Annotated in this window: 14 protein-coding genes; 7 read left to right on the forward strand and 7 right to left on the reverse strand. The window is 63.6% G+C overall.

What is annotated here, in order from left to right; all coding sequences use genetic code 11:
* Nucleotides 1-3 precede the first annotated feature (3 nt).
* On the reverse strand, nucleotides 4-3090 hold the full coding sequence (fdnG, locus tag AYK65_RS23855) for a formate dehydrogenase-N subunit alpha (RefSeq protein ID WP_081161290.1): 3087 nt from the start codon (nucleotides 3088-3090) through the stop codon (nucleotides 4-6).
* A gap of 476 nt (nucleotides 3091-3566) precedes the next feature.
* Between fdnG and selD the strand changes: the two genes are divergently transcribed.
* Complete coding sequence (gene selD / locus AYK65_RS23860; protein ID WP_081161292.1) at nucleotides 3567-4616, forward strand: selenide, water dikinase SelD; 1050 nt, start codon at nucleotides 3567-3569, stop codon at nucleotides 4614-4616.
* 180 nt (nucleotides 4617-4796) lie between these two features.
* Nucleotides 4797-6929: a hypothetical protein gene (locus AYK65_RS23865; RefSeq protein ID WP_081161384.1), complete on the forward strand. Its 2133-nt coding sequence runs from the start codon at nucleotides 4797-4799 to the stop codon at nucleotides 6927-6929.
* Between the two features lie 101 nt (nucleotides 6930-7030).
* On the opposite strand, the gene AYK65_RS23870 is transcribed toward AYK65_RS23865, so the two are convergent.
* Complete coding sequence (locus tag AYK65_RS23870) at nucleotides 7031-8395, reverse strand: sigma-54-dependent transcriptional regulator (protein ID WP_081161295.1); 1365 nt, start codon at nucleotides 8393-8395, stop codon at nucleotides 7031-7033.
* Nucleotides 8392-10266, reverse strand: a complete 1875-nt coding sequence (locus AYK65_RS23875; RefSeq protein WP_081161297.1) for a sensor histidine kinase — start codon at nucleotides 10264-10266, stop codon at nucleotides 8392-8394. The genes AYK65_RS23870 and AYK65_RS23875 overlap by 4 nt, the downstream gene beginning before the upstream one ends.
* Before the next feature lie 233 nt (nucleotides 10267-10499).
* On the opposite strand from AYK65_RS23875, the gene AYK65_RS23880 reads away from it, so the two are divergent.
* A complete protein-coding gene (locus AYK65_RS23880; protein WP_081161299.1) occupies nucleotides 10500-11828 on the forward strand; it encodes a dicarboxylate/amino acid:cation symporter in 1329 nt (442 codons plus the stop codon).
* Between the two features lie 316 nt (nucleotides 11829-12144).
* On the opposite strand, the gene AYK65_RS23890 is transcribed toward AYK65_RS23880, so the two are convergent.
* Both AYK65_RS23890 and AYK65_RS23895 read right to left on the reverse strand, forming a co-directional pair.
* Nucleotides 12145-13068 (reverse strand): response regulator transcription factor, encoded by a 924-nt coding sequence (locus tag AYK65_RS23890; protein ID WP_046117352.1) that lies wholly within the window; start codon nucleotides 13066-13068, stop codon nucleotides 12145-12147.
* Nucleotides 13061-16441, reverse strand: a complete 3381-nt coding sequence (locus AYK65_RS23895) for a hybrid sensor histidine kinase/response regulator (protein WP_081161303.1) — start codon at nucleotides 16439-16441, stop codon at nucleotides 13061-13063. The genes AYK65_RS23890 and AYK65_RS23895 overlap by 8 nt, the downstream gene beginning before the upstream one ends.
* Before the next feature lie 329 nt (nucleotides 16442-16770).
* On the opposite strand from AYK65_RS23895, the gene AYK65_RS23900 reads away from it, so the two are divergent.
* A complete protein-coding gene (locus AYK65_RS23900) occupies nucleotides 16771-17049 on the forward strand; it encodes a hypothetical protein (protein WP_026615627.1) in 279 nt (92 codons plus the stop codon).
* Here AYK65_RS23900 and AYK65_RS32600 read toward each other — a convergent pair.
* Nucleotides 17015-17128: a DUF1515 family protein gene (locus AYK65_RS32600; RefSeq protein WP_167549690.1), complete on the reverse strand. Its 114-nt coding sequence runs from the start codon at nucleotides 17126-17128 to the stop codon at nucleotides 17015-17017. The genes AYK65_RS23900 and AYK65_RS32600 overlap by 35 nt on opposite strands.
* Before the next feature lie 140 nt (nucleotides 17129-17268).
* Here AYK65_RS32600 and katE point away from each other — a divergent pair, with 140 nt between their 5' ends.
* Entirely contained in the window at nucleotides 17269-19386 is a 2118-nt protein-coding gene (gene katE, locus AYK65_RS23905) for a catalase (protein ID WP_026615626.1), read from the forward strand.
* A gap of 22 nt (nucleotides 19387-19408) precedes the next feature.
* Entirely contained in the window at nucleotides 19409-20500 is a 1092-nt protein-coding gene (locus AYK65_RS23910; RefSeq protein ID WP_046117350.1) for an ATP-dependent DNA ligase, read from the forward strand.
* Nucleotides 20501-20565: 65 nt separating this feature from the next.
* On the opposite strand, the gene AYK65_RS23915 is transcribed toward AYK65_RS23910, so the two are convergent.
* Nucleotides 20566-21627 (reverse strand): adenylate/guanylate cyclase domain-containing protein, encoded by a 1062-nt coding sequence (locus tag AYK65_RS23915; protein WP_081161306.1) that lies wholly within the window; start codon nucleotides 21625-21627, stop codon nucleotides 20566-20568.
* 210 nt (nucleotides 21628-21837) lie between these two features.
* Between AYK65_RS23915 and AYK65_RS23920 the strand changes: the two genes are divergently transcribed.
* Nucleotides 21838-22287, forward strand: a complete 450-nt coding sequence (locus AYK65_RS23920) for an SRPBCC family protein (RefSeq protein ID WP_046117348.1) — start codon at nucleotides 21838-21840, stop codon at nucleotides 22285-22287.
* The last annotated feature ends 35 nt before the right edge of the window (nucleotides 22288-22322 follow it).

Consider the following 22322-nt stretch of genomic DNA (forward strand, 5'->3'; position numbering starts at 1 on the left):
TCCTCAAGCCACCGGCCCGGCAATGGGCTCGATATTGACCAGGAACGCCTTGTATTCCGGCGTCTCGATATTGGCGTCGCCGACGAAGGGCGTCAGCGAGTTCGGACCGAAGCCCTTCCTGGCCGCGCCGGTGAAGCCCCAGTGCAACGGAATGCCCACGACATGGACGGGTTTGCCGTCGCAGATCAGCGGCTTGATCCGTTTGGTGACCATGGCCTTGGCCCTGATCGATCCGCGCTTGGACCATACGCGGACCCAGCCGCCGCCGGTGATGCCTTTCTCTGCGGCGAGTTCCTCGGATATCTCCACGAAGAATTCCGGCTGCAGCACAGCGTTCACCCGGACGTGCTTGGTCCAGTAATGGAAGTGCTCCGTCAGGCGGTAGGACGTCGCCGCATAGGGGAACTCCGCCGAGGCAGGTTCGGCGAACTGCTTGAAGTCATCGGCAAAGACCCGCGCCGCGGGATTGCCGCGCACATTCGGGGCGACGAGGTTGCCGACAGGGGACTCGAACGGCTCGTAATGCGCCGGGAACGGCCCGTCACGCATCATTGCCCTGGAGAAGAGGCGCGAGACGCCTTCGGGATTCATGATGAACGGCCCGACATCCCTGGGCTTTGCCGTCGGCGCAATATCGGGCACGTCGTAGCCCGCCCACTTGGCGCCGTCCCACTCGATCAATTTTCGGCTCGGGTCCCAGGCCTTGCCGTTGAGGTCCGCCGAGGCTCTGTTGTAGAGGATGCGGCGGTTGGCCGGCCAGGAGAACGCCCATTTCGAATAGGCGCCGGTCTCGTCCGGGTCCGACGTGTCGCGCCGGGCCATGTTGTTGCCGTTCTCGTTGAAGCAGCCGGCATAGATCCAGCAACCGCTCGATGTAGAGCCGTCGTCGCGCAGCGCCGCGAAGCCGGGCACGAGCTTGCCGGCCTCCGCCAAGACCTTTGTCGGATCGGCGGTATCGTAGACGGTCGCAAGCGCCTTGCCGTTGATCTCCTTGGCAAGCTCTTCGGCGGTCGGCTCGTTCGCATCCGCATAGGCCCAGTCGAGGTTGACGATCGGGTCGGGGAACTTTCCGCCCTCCCTGCGATAGAGCTCCTTCAGCCGCACATGGATCTGCGCCATGATCCAGTTGTCGGTCTTCGCTTCACCCGGAGGCGTGCCGCCCGGCCAATGCCACTGCAGCCAGCGGCTGGAATTGGTGAGCGAACCTTCGTCTTCGGCGAAACAGGTGGAGGGTAGCTGGATGACCTCCGTCTGGATCTGCGCGGTGTCGACCTCGTTGTACTCGCCATGGTTCTCCCAGAATCGCGCCGTCTCGGTGTCGAGCGGATCCATGGTGACGAGATATTTGAGCTTCGACAGCGCGTCCGTGAGCTTCTTCCGGTTGGGTGCGGCCAGCAGCGGATTGAAGCCCTGGCACATATAGCCGGTCATCTTGCCCTGATTCATGAGCTCGAAGGCGCGCAGGACGTCGTAGCCGGGCAAGTCGAGCTTCGGCAGCCAATCATAGGCGAAGTCGTTTTCCGGCGTCGCCGCCGGGCCCCACATCGCTTTCTGGAAGCTGACGAAGAACTTCCGGTAGTTTTGCCAATAGCTCATCTGGTTGGGTCTGAGCGGCTTGAAGCCGCGCGTCGACATATAGGTTTCGAGATCGACCTCCTTCTCGATCGGCAGCGTCAGATAACCGGGGAGCAGGTTCGACATCAGCCCGACATCGGTGAGGCCTTGGATGTTGGAATGGCCGCGCAGCGCATTCATGCCGCCGCCGCGCATGCCGATATTGCCGAGGATCAGCTGCAGCATCGCCATGGCGCGGATGTTCTGCGAGCCCTTCGAATGCTGCGTCCAGCCAAGCGCATACATCGAGGTCATCACCTTGGTCGGCGATGAGCATTCCGCGATCATTTCGGCGACCTTCAGGAACTTGTCCTTCGGCGTGCCGCAGATTCGCTCGACCATGTCGGGCGTGTAAACCGAGACATGGTCCTTCAGGAGGTTCCAGACGCAGCGCGGATTGGTCAAAGTGTCGTCCACGACCGCATAGCCGTCGAGGCCGATGACATAGTCCCATGTCGATTTGTCGTAGTCGCGCTTGGCCTCGTCATAGCCCGTAAACAGCCCGTCCTTGAATGCGAAGCCATCCTTGACGATGTAGGCGGCGTTGGTGAAGGCCTTGACATAGTCCCACTGCACCTTGTCGTTTTGGATGCAGTGATTGATGACGCCGAGCAGGAAGGCGATGTCGGTGCCCTGGCGGATCGGCGCGTAGAGGTCGGCTACCGAGGCGGAGCGGGTGAAGCGCGGATCGACGACGATCAGCTTCGCGCCGCGGTTGGCCTTTGCCTCAGTCACCCATTTGAAGCCGCAGGGGTGCGCTTCGGCGGCATTACCGCCCATGATGATCACGAGGTCGGTATTCTTGATGTCCGTCCAGGAGTTGGTCATTGCGCCGCGGCCGAAAGTTGGAGCCAAACTGGCCACCGTGGGGCCGTGTCAGACACGCGCTTGATTGTCGAAGACCAGCATCCCCGTGCTGCGGACGACCTTGTAGGTCTCCCATGCCGTTTCGTTCGTCGTCGCCGAGGCCGCGAGGAAACCGGTCGTCGTCCACCGGTTCACCGTGACCCCATCCTTGTTCTTCTCGACGAAATTGGCGTCGCGGTCGTCCTTCATCAGCCGGACGATCCGATCGAGGGCCTCGTCCCAGCTGACCCGCTCGAACTTGTCCGAGCCGGGCTTGCGGATCATCGGATATTTGAGGCGTGTCTCGGACTTGACGAAGTCGAGCAGCGCCGAGCCCTTCGGACAGAGCGTGCCGCGATTGGTCGGATGGTCGGTATCACCCTCGATATGGATGATCTCCGCCTGCTCGCCCTTCTTCCGGTCGCCCTTCGAATACAGGATGACTCCGCAGGCGACGGAGCAATAGGGACAGGTGTTGCGGGTTTCGGTGGTGCTCACGAGCTTGAAGGCGCGGATTGCTTCCGCATGCGCCGCCTCGATGTCACCAAAGCCCAGGGCACCAAGCGTCGTGGCCGCTACACCAGCACCGGCCGCGCCCAAGAATTGGCGCCGCGAGAGTTCCATGTTCATAGCATGACACCTCCCCTAGATTCCGGCTTGGCCGAAGAGGACGTGCCGGAAAAATTGTAACGTCTTTCAGAAGCTCAGACGTAAACTCGGCGTTTGAAACTAAAATCTTAGCTGTCCTTGCTGCGTTGTCAATTTAATAAGAACAGCGAACTTAAGGCCTGCTCCGACTAAACCTGAGCTGGCAACGCATTTTATTTGAAGCTCGCTTTGTCTGTATTATTCGAAACATATCAGGGGGCAGCCACCGCCCAAATTGACGCTCGCGTCGCGAGCAACGATAATGCCTTTCATGAGCTTGAACGCCGCTCCCGAGTTTCGGGGCACCGCGCATCCAACCGATTTTGCGCCGCCGGGCGCAGTGGCCATTTCGAACTGTGCCTATCTCATTCTTGCAACCTCCGACGTTTCTGATGCGGTGGGCTCGGAAGGACCGCCCTTCGCGTCCCTCAGCACTTGCCGAGCAATGGGAGGCAATCATGGATAATTCGACTCTCCGCCTGACGGCGCTCGCCCACGGGGGCGGGTGCGGCTGCAAGCTGGCGCCATCGGTGCTGCAGCAACTGCTCGCGGACCAGCCCATGAGCCGCCCCTTTGCGCGGCTTCTCGTCGGCACGGAAACGGGCGACGATGCCGCCGTCTGGCAGCTCGATGAAGAAACCTGCGTGATCGCGACTACAGACTTCTTCATGCCGATGGTCGACGATCCCTTCGATTTCGGCCGGATCGCCGCCACCAACGCCATCTCCGATGTTTATGCCATGGGCGGAAAGCCGATCTTGGCGCTCGCCATTGTCGGCATGCCGATCGACAAGATGCCGACCGGCATGGTGCGGGAGATATTGAGGGGCGGCAGCGCGATCTGCGCGGAGGCCGGGATACCGGTTGCCGGAGGTCATTCCATCGATTCACCCGAGCCGATCTATGGCTTGGCGGTCGTCGGCACATGCCCGCTCTCCAGCATTCGGCGCAACAGCGGCGCCCGGGCCGGTGACGCCCTGATCCTGACCAAGGCGCTGGGCGTTGGAATCTATTCAGCGGCCTTCAAGAAGGGCGCATTGCCGTCGGACGCCTATGCCGAACTGATCGCGTCGACGACGCTCCTCAACCGCATCGGCGCCGAACTCGGCAGGAATGCCGACGTGCATGCCGTCACCGACGTCACCGGCTTCGGCATTCTCGGCCATGCGCTCGAGATGGCCAAGGGCTCGAACAAGAGGCTGACGCTCAAGGCCGGCGAGATCGCGCTTTTCAACAGCTGCGCCGAACTCGCGGAACAGGGTTGCGTCACCGGCGCTTCCCATCGCAACTGGGCGAGCTATGGCGAGAGTGTGTTCCTGGCGGAAGATGTCCCGCCATGGCGGCGCCATATCCTTACCGATCCTCAGACCTCCGGTGGCCTTCTTATCGCTTGCAGTGCGGAGCGCGCGGAAGAGTTGCTACGGGAGATCGTGGCGGCAGGCTATCCGGCAGCGCGCATCATCGGTGCGGTCGAGGAAGGTGAACCGGGGCTGCACGTCACTGCCTGAGTGTGCGGCCCCTTCCGAAGGAATATCGCCCTGCCGGAGACCGGCGCGCCGCGCTCGGTCCGCGTTGCAGCCATTACCAGATATCGGTGCACGGAGCTCTCGCGAAACTTGCAAAGGAAATCGCGGATGTCTACTGCATCGGTTCTCGAGGTGGGCACGTGTGGTGAAAGGGCGAGCATCGTGGAGCAGGCAGAGAGGGGAACCGGCAAGGGCCGGCGCAGGGCGCTTTGGGCGGCGGTGGCGGTGGTCGCAATCGCTGCGGCCGGCATGACCGGCTACGAGATCGTGGTGGAAAAGAGCGTTGGCAAGCTGATTGCCGATCGCGGCGGCAAAGTGGGCGCTGTCGAAGCGGATTTCCTCGGGCGCATTCACCTGCGTGAAGTCACGCTGCCGCTTAAGGATGGCTTCGATATCAGCATCGCGGCGGTTGACGGGCGGCCCAAGATCCTCTTCCTGGACGGCAGCCTCGAGCTGAGCGGCCTCGACGTCAAGACGGCGTTGGGTGAAGTGGCCGTGCCGCACGCAGCCATCGAAGGGGCCAACCTCGACCACAGTACGCTCACGGAGATATTCAGCGGCCGCAACGATCTCTCGCTGTCGAAGCGGATAGAGCTCTTTGCCGCAAAGCGTTTTTCGGCAGCGGAGGTCACGGTCACGCAAGCGGTGGCCGGTACCGAACAGAAGCTGGTCTACAAGAACGTGGCTTCGGAAGACATCGCCAATGGGCGTATCGCGCGCTCTTCGGCGAGCGGCGCCACGATCGAATTCGGGGTGGACGTTCCGGACGGCAATGGCGGTAAGAAGCGCCTGGCCGGCTCAATCGGAACCATGACGGCGCAGGATATCGATGCTGCCTACCTGGCGCGGCTATATACCGAGAAGGCCGGGCCTGACGACAAGGAGGCAAAGCCTGTCTATGGGCCTATCTCCGTCAAGGACATTGCCTTCGCCGATGGCGAGGCGAGTTTCGGCTATGACGAGATGCGCAGCAATGGCATCAGCATGCGGATGCCCGCCGAGCCGCTGCTCGAGATATTGGAAGAGCTGCAATCGGTGTCGACGCCCGGCGCTCTCCCTCCGGCAGAACTCCAGGCCTACTTCAAGCGAATCCTGTCGATCGTCGATATGACGGCCAAGGCCGATTTCGAGGTGCTCGGCATGAAGATCGACGCTCCCGCGAAGAGCGGAAAGGACGGCGAGAGGATAAAGCTCGCCATAGATCGCCTCGCGCTTCAGGTAGATGGCCGAAAGCTCGATGGCGCGCTGCATGGCCTGTCGATCGGAGAGGGCGCGAACTACTTCAAACTCGCCGACGCGAGCATCTCGGGCTTTTCCTGGGACTCGACTTTGGAAGGCCTGAGGAAATTTGCCGCGCTGGACGAACAGCAGCAGGAGCTTTTCCCCTTCACGACGCTGCTGCCGGAATTCGGAACGATCCGGTTAGCGGGTCTCGATGCCGATCTGCCCAATTCCAACAGGGATGCCGACGCGACGGATGTTGAAGGCAGCGATGACGAACAAAGCGCTGCGGGAGAAGCCGACGTACCGGCAGGTGACGCTTCATCGAACCCGAGCGACGGATCGGCGGATGCGGCGAATGAGCCGACGGCGGAGCCTTCAGCTTCCGCGCCGGAACGCATCCGCTTTGCGCTTAAGGACTATGAGGTGGCGCTTACGAAACCGCGCAACGGCATTCCGACCGATGTCCGCGTCAGATATCAGGATCTGACTTTCCCGATCCCGGAGAACATGCAGGACGAGCCCTTCGCGCAGCTTCGCCAGCTGGGTTTCAACGAGGTGGTCCTTTCCTCGAGCCTCGAAGCCGCCTGGGACGAGTCGAACCAGAATCTTGTGATCAACGATATCTCCATGAGCGGAAGAGATATTGGCAGCATTTCCCTTTCCGGCCTGATGGGAGGCTTCAGCGACGCATTCTTCTCCGGCGACCCGGCTAAGGCCCAGGTGGCGCTGTTCGGCCTCACCGCTCGGGAAGCGAGGCTGAAGATCGAGGACCATGGGATTATCGCCAAGGGGATAAAGGCCTACGCCGAGCAAAACGGCATGACCGAGAACGAGGTGCGCGGCATGCTCACGATGACGGCGACGGCGCTGCTGCAGCAATTTGCGGCCGACGAGCCGCGGCTGCAGAACGTGGTGGACGCGGTTTCGCGCTTCATTGCCAAGCCCGGAACATTCACGCTGACCGCCAAGTCCAAAGCCTCGACTGGCGTCGGCGCATTCGAATTCGTGGCAGCATCGCAAAACCCGGTTCTGCTCCTTGACCGGGTTGATCTCGAAGCCACGGCGGAATGATGCGCCTCGTCCAAACGCTGCGGCTGGTTTTGGACACGCATGTGTGAAAAAGCGTATGAAGCGCGTCGCGTGAATTCATCCGAAGGCGACGCGCTTTCTCGTCACCCCTCCTCCCGGCCCCGCCCGACATAATCCGCGCGATTGATGCCGTGACGTGCCAGCTTATCGTAGAAGGTCTTGCGGGGAATGCCGAGTGCCTGGAGCGTTTCCTTGACGTCGCCGCGATGCGTTGTCAGGGCCTCCTTGAGGATGTCGGCCTCGTAGCGCTCCAGCCGTTCCGGCAGCGTGCCGGTGCTCGCTGTCGCCGGTGCCACGGGAGCCTTGCCCGGATTGCCCTCGACCCCGAGCGCGACCCGCTCGGCAAAGTGTGAAAGCTCGCGCACGTTGCCGGGCCAGGGATGCGACATCAGGTGATCGCGGACGGCCGCTGAAATTTCCGGCACGTCGCGCCCGAACCGCTCCGATGCGCGCTTCAGGAAGTGCGAGAAGAGCAGCGGGATGTCCTCGCGCCGTTCGCGCAGGGGCGGGATCTGTAGCGTGACGACGTTCAGCCGGTAGTAGAGGTCCTCGCGGAAGTCTCCGCGCTGAGCCGGATCGCCGAGATCGATCTTTGCCGCAGCGACGACGCGGATGTCGACGGGGCGGACGGTGTTGGTGCCGAGCGGCGTGATCTCGCGCGCTTCGAGCACGCGCAGCATCTTGACCTGGGTCGCCGGCGGCATCGCCTCGATCTCGTCGAGGAAGAGCGTGCCGCCGCTCGCGTGCTCGATCCGGCCGATGCGCTTCTTGACGGCGCCGGTGAAGGCACCCGGCTCGTGGCCGAAGAGCTCGCTCTCGATGACCGTTTCGGGCAGCGCGCCGCAATTGAGGGCGACGAAATTGCCGTTCCGGCGCCGGCTCCATTGATGCAGGAGCGTGGCCACGACCTCCTTGCCGCTGCCGGTTTCACCCGCGACCAGCACGTCGACGTCGGTATCGGCGATATGTTTCAGCGTCTGGCGCAGCCGCTCCATCGCCGGGGTCTGGCCGATCAGCGGCAGGCTGTCGGAGGCGGCCTCCGCGGCGCGCTTGAGCGCGCGGTTCTCCATGATGAGGCGCCGCTTCTCCTCGGCGCGCCGCGCACTCTGGACGAGCCGGTCGGCGGCGAAGGGTTTGGCGATGAAGTCGTAGACGCCATCCTGCATGGCTTGAACTGCCATCGGTATGTCGCCATGGCCGGTCATCAGGATCACCGGAAGATCCGGGTCGAGCTCCGCGATCTTGCGGAAGAGGGCAAGCCCGTCCATGCCGGGCATGCGGATATCGCTGACGACGACGCCGCCAAAGTCGGAAGTCAGTGCGGCCAGCACCTCCGTCGCGCTGGCGAAGGGCGAGACCGCGAAACCCGCGAGCTCCAATGTCTGCCGCATCGCCTTGCGCAGGTCGTGATCGTCGTCGACCAGGAACACGGAGGGGGTGCCGCTCATTGCGCGTCAGCCTTCTGCAAATGGACGGTGAATGTCGTGCCGGACGGGCCGCTGTCGACGTCGATCGTGCCGCCATAGTCTGAGACGATCTCCTTGGAGATCGCGAGACCGAGGCCGAGCCCTTCTTCCTTGGAGGTGTTGAAGGGAGTGAACAGCTCGTCAAGGATATCGGCCGGAATGCCGGGGCCGTTGTCGGTAACCGTGAGCGCGATGCCTCTCGCCGTCTCATCGCAGCGCACCCGTATCTCGCCGCCGTCACGGTCATCGATCGCCTCCAGCGCGTTCTGCAAGAGGTTGATCAACACTTGTTCCAGCCGGATGCGGTTGCCGAGCGCCTTCAAGCCGTCGGGCGGCAACTCGATGCGGATCGCGTCCATTCGCCCGGCGAAACGGCTGCGCAAAAGCATGAGCGCGCCCTCGACAACGTCCTTCATCGCCGTCGGTTCGGCGGCGAAATGGCCCTTGCGGGCAAAGCGGCGCAGCTCGTCGGTGATGGCGCCGACGCGCTCGGTCAGTTCCGCGATGCTCGTCATGTTCTCGGCGGCGGTCGCGCTCTGGCCGCGGTCGAGGAAGGTGCGGGCATTGTCCGCATAGGCACGAATGGTGGCGACCGGCTGATTGATTTCGTGGGCGACGCCGGCTGCCACCTGGCCGAGGATCGCCAAGCGGTTAGCCTGGACGAGATCCTGCTGCACGGCCTGCAGCTTCTCCGTCGTCTGGCGATGATCGGCGATCTCGGTTTCGAGCCGGTCGCGCGCCATCCGCAAGTCGGCCGTCCGCTCCTCGACCTTCGCTTCGAGCTCGTTGCGCGCCAGCCGCTCCTCTGCCGATCGCAGGGCGACAACCTGACGCCGGCGCAGCAGGAATGCGGCGAACGCAATCAGGGGAACCAGCACGGCGAGCATGAGGACCTGCGCTTCTCTCGCTCCTGCCGCAAGCGTGGACTTCAGCGGCGATAATTGTTCGAGCCGCCAGTTCGTCGACGGCACCAGTGTCTCTACGCGCAGGAATGTCTCTGCGCGGCTTCCCGGCAGCAGGGCATCGAGTGTCGAGGAGCCGTCCGGCCGGGCGTCGATCTTTTGGAAGGGCAGCGGTAGCAAGGGTGCGTCGCCGAACTGAAGACTCTCTCGAATGCCTTCGAGCCGTTCCTCGGGGATCGCCTTCGTCGTCATGAAACGCCAGGACGGCAGGCTGGTGATCAGCACGATGCCGCGCCGGTCGGTGACATAGGTCGGCTTGTCCGACAAACGCCAGTCGGACTCCAGCGCATCGAATTCGAGCTTGGCCACGATCACGCCGAGCGGGCCTTGCGGCCCGTCGACGCGTCGGGAGATGTAAAGGCCCGGATGCTTGCTCACCGTTCCCATGGCGAAATGTTCGGCCTTGCCGTCGCGCATCGCCAGCCGGAAATAGTCGCGGAAGGCATAGTCGTTGCCGACGAAACTCGTCGGCTCCTGCCAATTGCTGGCTGCGACGGCCACACCGTCGCGGCCGATCAGGTAGACGACCGCCGCTTCGGCGCTCGCCGCGAGGCTCTCGAGCTTGCGGTTGATCCGGTCGAGCGCCTGGTCCTCCAGGCTGGTAAGCGCTTCCCGAATGGCCGCGTCGTCGGCAAGCACAAGCGGCAGCGCGCGCTGCCGTTCGACGACGGCTCGCAGCAGTGAAGCCTTCAGGCTGGCGTCGATCCGGCTCTGCTCGGCGAGGCTGTCGAGTGCTTGCGATCGGCCGTATCGGCCGGCGGAGAAAACGCCGGCGGCGAGAAGCGCGAGCGCGACCACCGCGAACAGAAACCACGATCGCCGCGCCCGGCGGCGCAACGCGCCTGGGTCGTCCGCATCTGGAGGCTGTTTGATCATGCCCGTATTGTGCATGTTTTCGCTCAGCACGCCAGACGATCTGTGCGGATTCCCGCACAAGTTAATCATTGGCCCTGCGATGTACTTGCGCAAGAGTCAATGAATTCAACACTTTGATGATGTCTCGGCAAACTGGCACGCTCGTTGCTGAGTAGCTCCACAAGGCAGCGGCTGCTGCCGATCTTCGGAAAGTGCCCGGGAGGCCCGGCATATCGCCGGACTGGGCGCCCCTCGTGGAGGATATCATCATGATCATTGAACATTCCGCGGAGGTCCGCGGCAAGACACCCTTTTATCGTCACCTCTATGTCCAGGTGCTGGCCGCGATCGCCGCGGGCATCCTGCTCGGGCATTTCTATCCGAACATCGGTACCGAGCTGAAACCGCTCGGCGACGCCTTCATCAAGCTCGTAAAGATGATCATCGCGCCGGTGATCTTCCTGACGGTTGCGACCGGCATAGCCGGCATGACCGATCTCGCCAAGGTCGGCCGCGTCGCCGGCAAGGCGATGATCTATTTCCTGACCTTCTCCACTCTCGCGCTCGTCGTCGGCCTCGTGGTCGCGAATGTCGCCGAGCCGGGCGCCGGCATGCATATCGACCCGGCCTCGCTCGACGCGAAGGTTGTTGCGACCTATACCGAGAAGGCGCATGAGCAGTCGATCACCGGCTTCCTGATGAACGTCATTCCGACGACGCTTGTCGGCGCCTTCGCCGAGGGCGACATCCTGCAGGTGCTGTTCATTTCGGTGCTCTTCGGCATTTCGCTTGCGATGGTCGGCAAGAAGGCTGAGCCGGTCGTCGACTTCCTGCAGGCGCTTACGCTGCCGATCTTCCGGCTCGTGGCGATCCTGATGAAGGCGGCCCCGATCGGCGCCTTCGGCGCCATGGCCTTCACCATCGGCAAATACGGCATCGCCTCGATCGCCAACCTCGCCATGCTGATCGGCACCTTCTATCTGACGTCGTTCCTCTTCGTCCTTGTCGTGCTCGGTGCGGTGGCGCGCTACAACGGCTTCTCGATCGTCGCGCTCATCCGCTACATCAAGGAAGAGCTGCTCCTGGTGCTCGGCACCTCGTCCTCCGAAGCCGCACTGCCGGGCCTCATGAACAAGATGGAGAAGGCGGGCTGCAAGCGCTCGGTCGTCGGCCTCGTCATTCCGACCGGCTATTCCTTCAATCTCGACGGCACCAACATCTACATGACGCTTGCGGCGCTCTTCATCGCCCAGGCGACCGATACGCCGCTTACCTACGGCGATCAGATCCTGCTGCTGCTGGTCGCGATGCTGAGCTCGAAGGGGGCTGCCGGCATCACCGGCGCGGGCTTCATCACGCTCGCCGCAACGCTCTCCGTCGTGCCCTCCGTGCCGGTCGCCGGCATGGCGCTGATCCTCGGCATCGACCGCTTCATGTCGGAATGCCGGGCGATCACCAACTTCATCGGCAACGCGGTCGCGACCGTCGTGGTGGCGAAGTGGGAAGGAGAGCTTGACCAAGCGCAGCTTTCCGCAGCGCTCGGCGGTGAAGCGACGCCGGTCGAAACCATTCCGGCGGCGGTGCAACCCGCTGAATAAGATGCCTCCCAGGGCAACGCACGTTGAGTGCGAATTGGCGCGGTCTGGTTTTCCAGGCCGCGCTTTTTTGTTGCTATGGACTGTTGCAGTGTGGGTGGATGGCGACACCCCCTCTGACCTGCCGGCCATCTCCCCCACGAGGGCCCACGAGGGGGAGATCGCATGTGGCACGCCGGGTGCCCATTAGGAATCTCTCTACATTGCCAGGCTTTGATTGGGGCGATGAGCATGCCACGGGTCGATCTCCCCCCTTGTGGGGGAGATGGCCGGCAGGCCAGAGGGGGGTATGACGTCCGCGATGCCAAGAGTGCACGGCCTAGATTCCGTGCAGCACCTGGGTCGCCTTGACCGCGGCGGAGGCGCGGTTTTCGACGCCGAGCTTCACGTAGATCTGTTCGAGGTGTTTGGTGACGGTGCGGGCGCTCAAGCCCAGGATCTCGCCGATGTCGCGATTGGATTTGCCCTTGGCGATCCACAGAAGGACCTCCGACTCGCGCTGGGTCAGGTGGAAATGCTGGCGCAGCATCTCGTCGTCGCTCAAGCCGTTCTCGGCGGTCAGGCGGAACAGGTACTCGTTGGCGCCGATCGCGCCGAGATAGGAAATCTGCAGGCCGGTCTGGGCCGCGCGCTGCAGGGTGAAGCTGCCGTGCTTTTCGCTGCCGTGCTTCTCACGCTCCCGCATCCATTCGGCAATCCGCCCAGTCACCACTGCCAGGCCGTCGTCGCTGCCGGTCGCCGCATTGACAAGCCTTGTCGCCTGTGGCGTCGACCAGCGCACGGTACCATCGGCGCGGACGGCGAGCAGATGCCGGCCGGCGGCGTCGAGTGCGACGCGGGCGCTCTGGGCGGAGCGCGCATTGGAGAGATGGACGCGGATGCGGGCGCGCAATTCGTCGATATTGATCGGCTTCGTCAGATAGTCGACGCCCCCGGCTTCGAGCGCGCGTACCACGTGCTCCGTTTCCGTGAGCCCGGTCATGAAGACGACCGGCACCTGGGCGAGCGAGGCATTCGCCTTCAGCCGCATGCAGGTCTCGAAACCGTCCATGCCGGGCATTACCGCATCGAGCAGGATGATGTCCGGCGTGATGCGGTCGGCAATGTTGAGTGCCGCATTGCCGGAGGTGGCGATCAGCACGGAAAAGCCGGATTGTTCCAGCGCTTCGGTCAGGAACCCGAGCGCCTCCGGGGAATCGTCGACGAGGAGCACGATGTCACGCGGGGAGGCGGTCTCAGGCACGGGCGTTCGTCTCCTCCGAGAGCATCCGCTTCAGGAAAGCGTCAAAGCCGGAGAAGTCGAAGGCCTGAACATAGGCGCTGACCGCTTCGGCAAAGGCCTGGTTTTCCGGATTCAGGGCAATCTCCGTTAGTTTCGCCTCGATGCCTCTCACGTAGCCGATTTCACCGAGCTGGATCAATTCCTTCACATGATGGTCGCCAGGGCTCGTCAGCGCTCTGTTTCCGTCAGCAGGAGGCGTCTCTTGGACGTCGCCTTCATGGATCCATTCGAGGCCGAGATGGATTGCCAGCTTGTCGGTGAGCTGGCGCACGCCGAAGGGCTTGGCAAGCGCATCGTTGTGACCGGTGGCGCCCGCCGCCGAGCCATCGCCGATGTTGGCGGAAAGCATGATCGCCGGCGCCGCCTGACCGGCCTCCCGGAGCCGCGTCACCAGCTCCCAGCCGCTCATGCCCGGCATGGATATGTCGATCAGGAAGAGGTCGGGCCTCGTACCGTCGATGAGCGCCAGGCAATCCGCACCGCTTGCTGCCGAGAGAACGGTGAAGTCCAGCGGCAGGAGCACCTCGCGCATGAGATCTCGGTGATCCGCGTTGTCGTCGACGACGACGATTGTCCGGCGCGGTCCCTTGTAGGAGCGGATCTTGCGTATCGGATCCTTGAGCGCGGCCGGGCGGTCGACCGCCGAAAGCATCAGCCGCACCTTGAAGCTGGTGCCCTTGTCCTTCTCGCTGGCAACGGAGATTTCGCCGCCGAGCGTCTGGGTGAGCAGCCGGGTGATCGTCAAGCCGAGACCAAGCCCCGGCATGCGATATTCCGCTTCGCCGCGCTGGAAGGGTTCGAAGATCTTCGGCAGGTCCTTCTCGCTGATGCCGCGGCCGCTGTCCTCGATGGTGAAACTCGCGACCTGGCTGCGATAGGCGACTTCGAAGCGGATGCGTCCCCGCTCGGTGAACTTCAGCGCGTTGGAAAGCAGGTTCACGAGAATCTGCCGCAGCCGTTTCTCGTCGGTTCGTACATATTGCGGCAGCGATGCGGCGCGATTGTGCTCGAAGGCAAGCCCCTTCGCCTGCGCCTGCGGACGGAACATGTCGACGATCTGGTCGAGGAAGTCGTGGATATTGATCTCGTTCGAATAGACCTGCAGCTTGCCAGCCTCGATCTTGGAAATGTCGAGCAGGCCGTCGATCAGCCCCGAGAGGTGATCGGCGCTGCGCTTGATCACCTTGATCGCACCCTGGCGCGATGGCGGGATCGTCTCGTCGCGCTCGAGGATTTGCGCGTAGCCGAGCACGGCATTGAGCGGTGTGCGCAGCTCATGGCTCAAACCGACGACGTAACGGCTCTTCGCGCGGTTTGCCGCTTCCGCCGCCTCCTTGGCGTTCTGCAGCGCCGCGTCTGTCTTCTTGTGGGCGGCGATTTCCTTGAGCAGCAGCGTGTTCTGGCGCGAGGATTCCTCCTCCGCGACCACCCGGCTGTCATGGGCGAGCACGTAGAACCAGGAGACGACGCCGGCGACGATGGCGAAGACGAAGAAGACGATCGCGACCGTACGCTCCACGACCGCCGCGGTTTCGGGCGAGCCGGCTGTCGTCTGGTGGGCGATCATCGCCAGGATGATGCCGATGCCGGTGATCGAGACGATCGCCGAGATCGCATAGCGCCCGAGCCTCGTCGCGAGTTTCGCGACGATCGTTTCCGGCAGCAGCGTTTTTGCGACTGTCGCAAGCTGCGCGTTCAGTCGCGCCTTCGGCTTGCACATGTCGTGGCAGCGGCTGTCGAGCGAGCAGCAGAGCGAACAAATCGGCGCTGCATAGGCCGGGCACCAGGCCATGTCCTCTGGCTCGAACGGGTGCTCGCAAATCGAGCAGGTGATCTCGCTTTCACGGAACCAGCTCTTGCGCGGCTTGCGGGCGAGATAGAATTTCCCCTCCGTCCACCAGGCAATCAGCGGCGAGACGACAAAGGCCGTGACGAGCGCGATATAGGGCGCGAGCGAGGCGGCGATCGCGCCCATGGCGCCGAAATGTGCGGCAAGCGCAAGGAACGCCGACACGCCCATGGTGCCGAGACCGACGGGATTGATGTCGTAGAGATGGGCGCGCTTGAACTCGATGCCGGGGGGTGACAAGCCTAGCGGCTTGTTGACGAAGAGATCGGCCGAGATCGCGCAGAGCCAGGCCATGGCGATGATCGAGAAGATACCAAGCGTTTCTTCGAGCAGCCGATAGATGCCGAGCTCCATCAGCAGGAGCGCGATCGCCACGTTGAAGACCAGCCAGATGACGCGGCCCGGATGGCTGTGGGTCAATCGCGAGAAGAAGTTCGACCAGGCGAGCGACCCGGCATAGGCGTTCATCACGTTGATCTTCAACTGCGAGACGACGACGAAGGCGACCATCAGCAGGAGCGCCGCTGTCTCAGATGGGAATATGTAGCCGAAGGCGGTGTAATACATCTGCGCCGGATCGGCGGCCCGGGTCGAGGGCACGCCGGCACTCAGCGCCAGCACGACGAGAAACGAGCCGGCAAGCAGCTTCGGGGCGCCGACGATCACCCAGCCGGAGCCGGCGAGAAAGACGGCGACGCGGTGATGCAGCTTGCGCTGCCCGTCAGGCGGCAGGAAGCGCAGGAAGTCGACCTGCTCGCCGATTTGCGCCATCAGCGCGAAGATCACCGCAGACGCGGCGCCGAATTCGACGAGGTCGAAGGGCGCGATCGTGCCGGTCGGGCCGGACGTATGGTGGACGCCGGCATAGGCGAGCCATAATCCCACCTTCTCCCAGTCCGCAAGCGCGATGAAGGCGAAGGGCAGGATGTTGAGTACGATCCAGAAGGGCTGGGTGACGAGCTGGAACCTGCTGATCAGCTTGACGCCGTGGGTGACGAGCGGGATCACCACGACGGCGCTTATGATGTAACCGATCCAAAGCGGTATGCCGAGCGCGAGCTCCAGCGCGCCGGACATGATCGAGGCCTCGATCGCGAAGAGGATGAAGGTGAAGCTCGCGTAGATGAGTGAGGTGATCGTCGAGCCGATATAGCCGAAGCCCGCGCCGCGCGTCAGAAGATCGATGTCGACGCCGTGGCGGATCGCATAGCGGCTGATCGGCAGGCCGACCACAAGGATCATCACGCTCGCGACCAGGATCGCGACGATCGCATTGGTGGTGCCGTAGGACATGGTGATGGCGCCGCCGATGGCTTCGAGCGCCAGGAAGGAGATCGCGCCGATCGCCGTCTGCGAGATGCGCTCGGAGGAAAAGCGTCGCGCGCCCTTGGCGGTGAACCGCAGCGCATAGTCTTCGAGCGTCTGGTTGGCGACCCAGCGGTTATACTCTCGCCGAACGGGAATGATGCGCTGGCGTGCCGCCATGGTGCCTCGTGATGTCTCGCAGTGCCGGCCGAATGCGCCAGTCATCATTTCGTAACACAGGCAGCAGGCCAGCGAAATTGCTGCATTGCGGGAAAACGGCGAACTGAGCCGTCATCAACCGCAATCTATAGGACCTTAGTCCGAGTGGCACTGTCCACAGGTCCTATGACCGTTGCCGAATTCCCTTCCTGGCACATATCGTCCTGAGTGAGCGCCCGCGGGAAAACGGCACCGTCGTCAGCCGCCCTGGACATGCGACGGATTCCAGGGCGACAGCGCATGCGCCCTGTCGGGCGCCGCAACTCAGGACCTCTCAATTGAGGACAGCCATGAACGCCGAGAAGATGCGAAGGCTAATCGAGGACTGTCGGAGGGATCTCGATGAATATCTGGAGCCCGACTGCGGCATCAGCGACAGGGAGATAATCATCGCTCTTCTCTATCGGCTGGATGGTCCGCAGGCGAGAGACGCGCTCGGGGAGGAGTTCGACTGGCGGCGATCTGCACCGGAGGGACCGGAGAGCGCCGGGGCCAATGACTCCCGGCAGAACGAAGCCCGGCTCAGGATCATTCTTAACCGCCGAGCGCAAGGATCAGCAAGCGCCTGACAGCCTCAGCGTAAGTGACGCCGGGCGCCGCGCCATCGCCGCCGATCAGGCGGAGCGCACCTATACCCATTGGCTCCATTCCAATCGTCCTCTGTGATCCATTTGTCGTATCTTGTCGGGAGGGGCGAGGGGACCCGTTAGATTTTCGGTCTGCTGGCGGAACCAACCTCGGCGGCCAAGGTTTCCTGCCAATTCCGCTTTCGACCAAGGAGTCCTGTCATGGCCAAGAAAAACTCTGCGCCAAACAACTCTAAGCCGGCCACCGTTCATGACCAGAAGGCCACCCGTGGTAACGGTGGGGAACTGCATCAGATTGCCGAAGGCGATACGCCGGTCTTGACGACGGCGCAGGGTGGACCTGTCGCCGACGACCAGAACAGCTTGCGGGCCGGCGAGCGCGGTCCGACCCTCATCGAGGATTTCCATTTCCGCGAAAAAATCTTCCATTTCGACCACGAGCGCATCCCGGAGCGCGTGGTGCATGCGCGCGGCTATGGCGCGCACGGTTTTTTCGAGACCTATGAATCGCTTGCTGCCTATACGCGGGCGGACGTGTTTCAGCGCCCCGGCGAACGGACGCCTGCCTTCGTGCGTTTCTCGACCGTCGCCGGCAGCAAGGGCTCCTTCGACCTTGCCCGCGACGTCCGCGGTTTCGCGGTCAAGATCTATACCAAGGAAGGCAATTGGGACCTTGTCGGCAACAACATTCCCGTCTTCTTCATTCAGGACGCGATCAAGTTCCCAGATGTCATTCACTCGGTGAAGCCCGAACCGGATCGCGAGTTTCCTCAAGCGCAATCGGCCCACGACAATTTCTGGGATTTCATCAGCCTGACGCCGGAAAGCATGCACATGATCATGTGGGTCATGTCCGACCGGGCAATCCCGCGCTCCTTCCGCTTCATGGAAGGTTTCGGCGTTCACAGCTTCCGGTTCGTCAACGCCAAGGACGAGTCCACTTTCGTCAAGTTCCACTGGAAGCCGAAGCTCGGCCTCCAATCCGTCGCCTGGAACGAGGCTGTGAAGATCAACGGTGCGGATCCGGATTTCCACCGCCGCGACCTGTGGCAAGCGATCCAGTCCGGCAATTTCCCGGAATGGGACCTGCATGTACAGCTCTTCGATCAGGACTTTGCCGACAAGTTCGATTTCGACATTCTCGATCCCACCAAGATCATACCGGAGGAGGTCCTGCCGACGAAGCCGGTCGGGCGGTTGGTTCTCGATCGTATGCCGGACAATTTCTTCGCCGACACCGAACAGGTCGCCTTCATGACCCAGAACGTGCCGCCGGGCATCGACTTCAGCGACGACCCGCTGCTGCAGGGGCGCAACTTCTCCTATCTCGACACGCAGTTGAAGCGGCTCGGCAGTCCGAACTTCACCCATCTGCCAATCAACGCGCCCAAGTGTCCGTTCCAGCACTTCCAGCAGGACGGCCACATGGCTATGCGCAACCCCGTCGGGCGGGTGAACTATCAACCGAATTCCTGGGGCGAGGGTCCGCGCGAGTCGCCGACGAAGGGCTTCCGCCATTTCGCTTCGCAGGAGCAGGGACCGAAGGTTCGCATCCGCGCGGAGAGCTTCGCCGACCACTACAGCCAGGCGCGGCTATTCTTCATCAGCCAGACGCCGCCCGAGCAGCGGCATATAGCGGACGCCCTGACTTTCGAATTGAGCAAGGTGCAGACGCCGGTGATCCGCGAGCGGATGGTCGCGCATCTCCTCAATATCGACGAGACGCTCGGAAAGAAGGTCGGGCATGCGCTTGGGCTTCAGACCATGCCGAAGCCGGCCGAAGCCGCCGTGCCTACACGCCAGGACCTCGATCCATCGCCGGCGCTCAGCATCATCGAACGCGGCCCGAAGCGTTTCGAAGGTCGCAAGCTCGGAATACTGGCGACCGACGGCGCGGATGCCGCACTTCTCGATGCCATCACCGCCGCAGTCACGCAGGAAAAGGCCGCCTTCGAAATCATCGCCCCGAAGGTCGGCGGGTTTACCGCCTCGGACGGGAAGTGGATCGAAGCCCACCAGATGCTCGATGGCGGGCCCTCGGTGCTCTACGACGCGGTCGTTCTTCTGCCGTCGGCAGAGGCAGTTACGGATCTGATCGACGTTGCGACCGCCCGCGATTTCGTCGCCGACGCCTTCGCCCATTGCAAATATATCGGCTACGTCGCCGCCGCAGTTCCTCTCCTGGAGAGGGCGGGCATCGCTGACTCTCTCGACGAGGGAACGATCGAGTTCACCGACGCGGGAGGTGCCGCCGCCTTCCTCAAGGAGCTCGGCAAGCTCCGCGTCTGGGCGAGGGAACCGTCGGTCAAATTAAGATAGGCTGGACGGTACGGAGTGGACAATGGCGTCGTCCGCACAGCGAAAGCCGCCGAAGGGGGGCGGGCCGCTACGTGCCCGAGGGGCGAGTTCGTCCGAGGGCGGCGCATCTGCCGGCGCTTTCGCACTGCCCGTGAGCACGGCGCCGATGGAGGCGCGCTCCGCCCAGGAGCTGCCAGGTGACGGTGCATGGCAGTACGAGCCAAAATGGGACGGCTTTCGCTGCCTTGCCTTCAAATCCGGCCACGAGGTCGATCTCCGGGCGAAGTCCGGCAAGCCGCTCGGGCGCTTTTTCCCGGAGGTCGTCGCGCTGCTCAGGCAGCTCGACGCCGCACAATTCGTCGTCGACGGCGAATTGGTGATCGAAGTGGACGGCGGCCTTTCCTTCGACGCCCTGCAGATGCGCCTGCATCCGGCGGCAAGCCGCGTTCAAAAGCTCTCGCAAAAGACGCCGGCTAAGCTCATCCTCTTCGACATGCTGGTCGCAACCGACGGAGCGGTCCTCACCGACAGGCCTCTCGTCGACCGAAGAGCAGCGCTCGAAGCCTTCGCCGCAGCGAACGCCATTGCGCAAAAGCTGGAGCTTTCGCCCTTCACGCTGGACCGGCATGAGGCTGAACGGTGGCTCACCACCTGGGAAGCGGACGCCACCGACGGCGTCGTCGCCAAGCGGCGCGACGGCCCTTACGAGTGCGGCGAGCGGGCGATGGTGAAGGTCAAACGGCTGAAGACGGCCGATTGCGTCGTCGGCGGCTTCCGCTACGAAAGCGACAGCTCGGAGGTCGGTTCGCTGCTGCTCGGCCTTTACGATATCGATGGAACGCTGAACCATGTGGGCTTCACCGCGACGATTTCGGACAAGGAGCGGCCGGCACTGACGCGGAGGCTCGAGGCGCTCATAGAACCGCCGGGCTTCACCGGCAAGGCGCCCGGCGGCCCGAGCCGCTGGAGCAGCGAACGCAGCGGCGAATGGGAGCCGGTGCGGCCGGAGCTCGTCGTCGAAGTGCGATTCGACCACGTCAGCAACCGCCGCTTTCGCCACGGCACGAAGCTGATGCGCTGGCGGCCGGACAAGGATCCGCGCCAGTGCACCTATGAGCAGATCGCTCCGCGTTGAACTTGATGGCGTTTCCGACTGCTGGACGAGATGTGGGAGACGCGAGAGTCCGCGGGGCGCGCTCGCTACGCATCCGGCATGGTGAACACGGCGCAGGGCGCCGCGATCCCGCGCAGCGCGTGTTCGCCGAGTGGCACCAGCGGCATCGTGGTCTCGGCCGCGACCGCGCCCGAGATCAGCACCGATCGACCGAGCGGCCGACACAGCCCTTCCAGCCGGCTGACGAGGTTGACCGCGGGGCCGATAGCGGTGAAGTCCAGCCGGTCGACGGCGCCGATATTTCCCCACAGCACATCGCCGAGATGCAGCGCCGTGCCGAAGGGCAGCGGCGGAAGCCCCTCGGCCTCACGCGCGGCATCGAGATGGGCCATGCCGGCGCGGGCGGCTGTGACGGAGCGGAGCGCCGCTTCGCAGGCCACGGCCGGCGCATCGGTAACCGGGAAGATCGCGAGCAAGCCATCGCCGATGAACTTCAGCACCTCGCCGCCGAAGGCATGTATCGCTCCGGCGACGCGGTCGAACCAGGCGTCGAGGGCAGCGATCATCGCCGCGGGCTCGGTCACCTCGGAGAGCCCGGTGAAGTTGCGCAGATCGGCATAGAGCAGCGCGGCGCGGATCGTCTCTCCGGTGCCCCGGCGAAGCGCGCCGGCCTGCACGCGGGCGGCACTACGCCGGCCGAGATAGGCCTCGAGCAGTGCTGCAAGTGCCGCCCGTTCGGCAAGCGCCGCCAAGGGCGCCGCCGCGAAGCGTGCGACCTCGCACAACCGGCCGGTCTCGGCAGGGTCGAACGGTCGCGTGCCGGCCCAGCTCAACACAGGTCGCTTCGGCGCCACACCGGCCGTCTCCCCCAGTACCGGGCCGAGCCCGGCGAGCCAGTCGTAGCCGGCCTTGCTCGGCGGGCCGCCGGCGAAATCCAGCGCCTCGATTACCGCCCCGCCTTCGGCCCGCCATAGCCAGGTGCGGCGGGCGATTATCGGATGCGGCACTGCGAGCGTCAGGGCACCGCCTGCAAGCGGAAGGCCGTCGGCCAGGAGACGATCGCCAAGGTTGGCCAGGAATCGGTCGGCGCCGTCGTGCGAGACACCGGCCTCGTCCAGCAGCCATGCGAGGGGTGCGGGCAGATCCATGCAGCGATCATACCGGCACGAACCCTCGCCTGTCATCTGCGCCGTGCAATCCTGGATCGCAACCGAATTTTTAGGACGAATTCTTGCAGTAATCCAAAGAGTTGCTGCGATCTTTCCGGATCTCGATCGGACATGCAGCGCAACGCGGGTGGCGCAGGCCTGCCGACCGGGCTATCATCGACTGAGGCCATGACAAGCAGGGGGAGACCGATGCAAGAGGCCCTCGTCGTTCGTCGCGAAACACATGTCCCGGCACCGCCCGCCGCCGTATTCGCTCTGCTGACCGACCCTGAGAAGATTCTGCGCTGGATGGGAACGGAGGCCGAGGTCGAGCCCGAGCCCGGCGGCCTCTATCTCGTCAACGTCACCGGGGCTCGCTTTGCACGCGGCTCCTTCCGCGAAGTCGTGCCGGTACACCGGCTGGCCTACAGCTTCGGCTGGGACGATAGCGAGGAAGTGCCGCCGGCGTCGAGCCTGGTCGAGATCGACCTGATCGAGGAGCCGGGCGGAACACTGCTGCGCCTCACCCACTCCGGCCTGCCCAATACCCAGCAATGCGCGGGCCATGCGGAAGGCTGGGCTCATTACCTCGAGCGTCTGGCCGAGGTGGCAGCCGGGCGCGATCCGGGGCCGGACCCCTGGCATGGCCGCCGGGACTGAAGGTGCTTTCTACGTGCGGACGCGCTAACTGCTTG

The sequence above is a fragment of the Ensifer aridi genome (assembly GCF_002078505.1).
GTDB lineage: Bacteria > Pseudomonadota > Alphaproteobacteria > Rhizobiales > Rhizobiaceae > Sinorhizobium > Sinorhizobium aridi.

Bases quoted from the DNA above. Each gene is read 5' to 3' on its own strand.
- selD (WP_081161292.1), top strand. From the start codon at position 3,567: ATGGATAATTCGACTCTCCGCCTGACGGCGCTCGCCCACGGGGGCGGG.
- AYK65_RS23870 (WP_081161295.1), bottom strand. From the start codon at position 8,395: ATGAGCGGCACCCCCTCCGTGTTCCTGGTCGACGACGATCACGACCTG.
- AYK65_RS23875 (WP_081161297.1), bottom strand. From the start codon at position 10,266: ATGCACAATACGGGCATGATCAAACAGCCTCCAGATGCGGACGACCCA.
- AYK65_RS23880 (WP_081161299.1), top strand. From the start codon at position 10,500: ATGATCATTGAACATTCCGCGGAGGTCCGCGGCAAGACACCCTTTTAT.
- AYK65_RS23895 (WP_081161303.1), bottom strand. From the start codon at position 16,441: ATGGCGGCACGCCAGCGCATCATTCCCGTTCGGCGAGAGTATAACCGC.
- AYK65_RS23900 (WP_026615627.1), top strand. From the start codon at position 16,771: ATGAACGCCGAGAAGATGCGAAGGCTAATCGAGGACTGTCGGAGGGAT.
- AYK65_RS32600 (WP_167549690.1), bottom strand. From the start codon at position 17,128: ATGGAGCCAATGGGTATAGGTGCGCTCCGCCTGATCGGCGGCGATGGC.
- katE (WP_026615626.1), top strand. From the start codon at position 17,269: ATGGCCAAGAAAAACTCTGCGCCAAACAACTCTAAGCCGGCCACCGTT.
- AYK65_RS23910 (WP_046117350.1), top strand. From the start codon at position 19,409: ATGGCGTCGTCCGCACAGCGAAAGCCGCCGAAGGGGGGCGGGCCGCTA.
- AYK65_RS23915 (WP_081161306.1), bottom strand. From the start codon at position 21,627: ATGGATCTGCCCGCACCCCTCGCATGGCTGCTGGACGAGGCCGGTGTC.
- AYK65_RS23920 (WP_046117348.1), top strand. From the start codon at position 21,838: ATGCAAGAGGCCCTCGTCGTTCGTCGCGAAACACATGTCCCGGCACCG.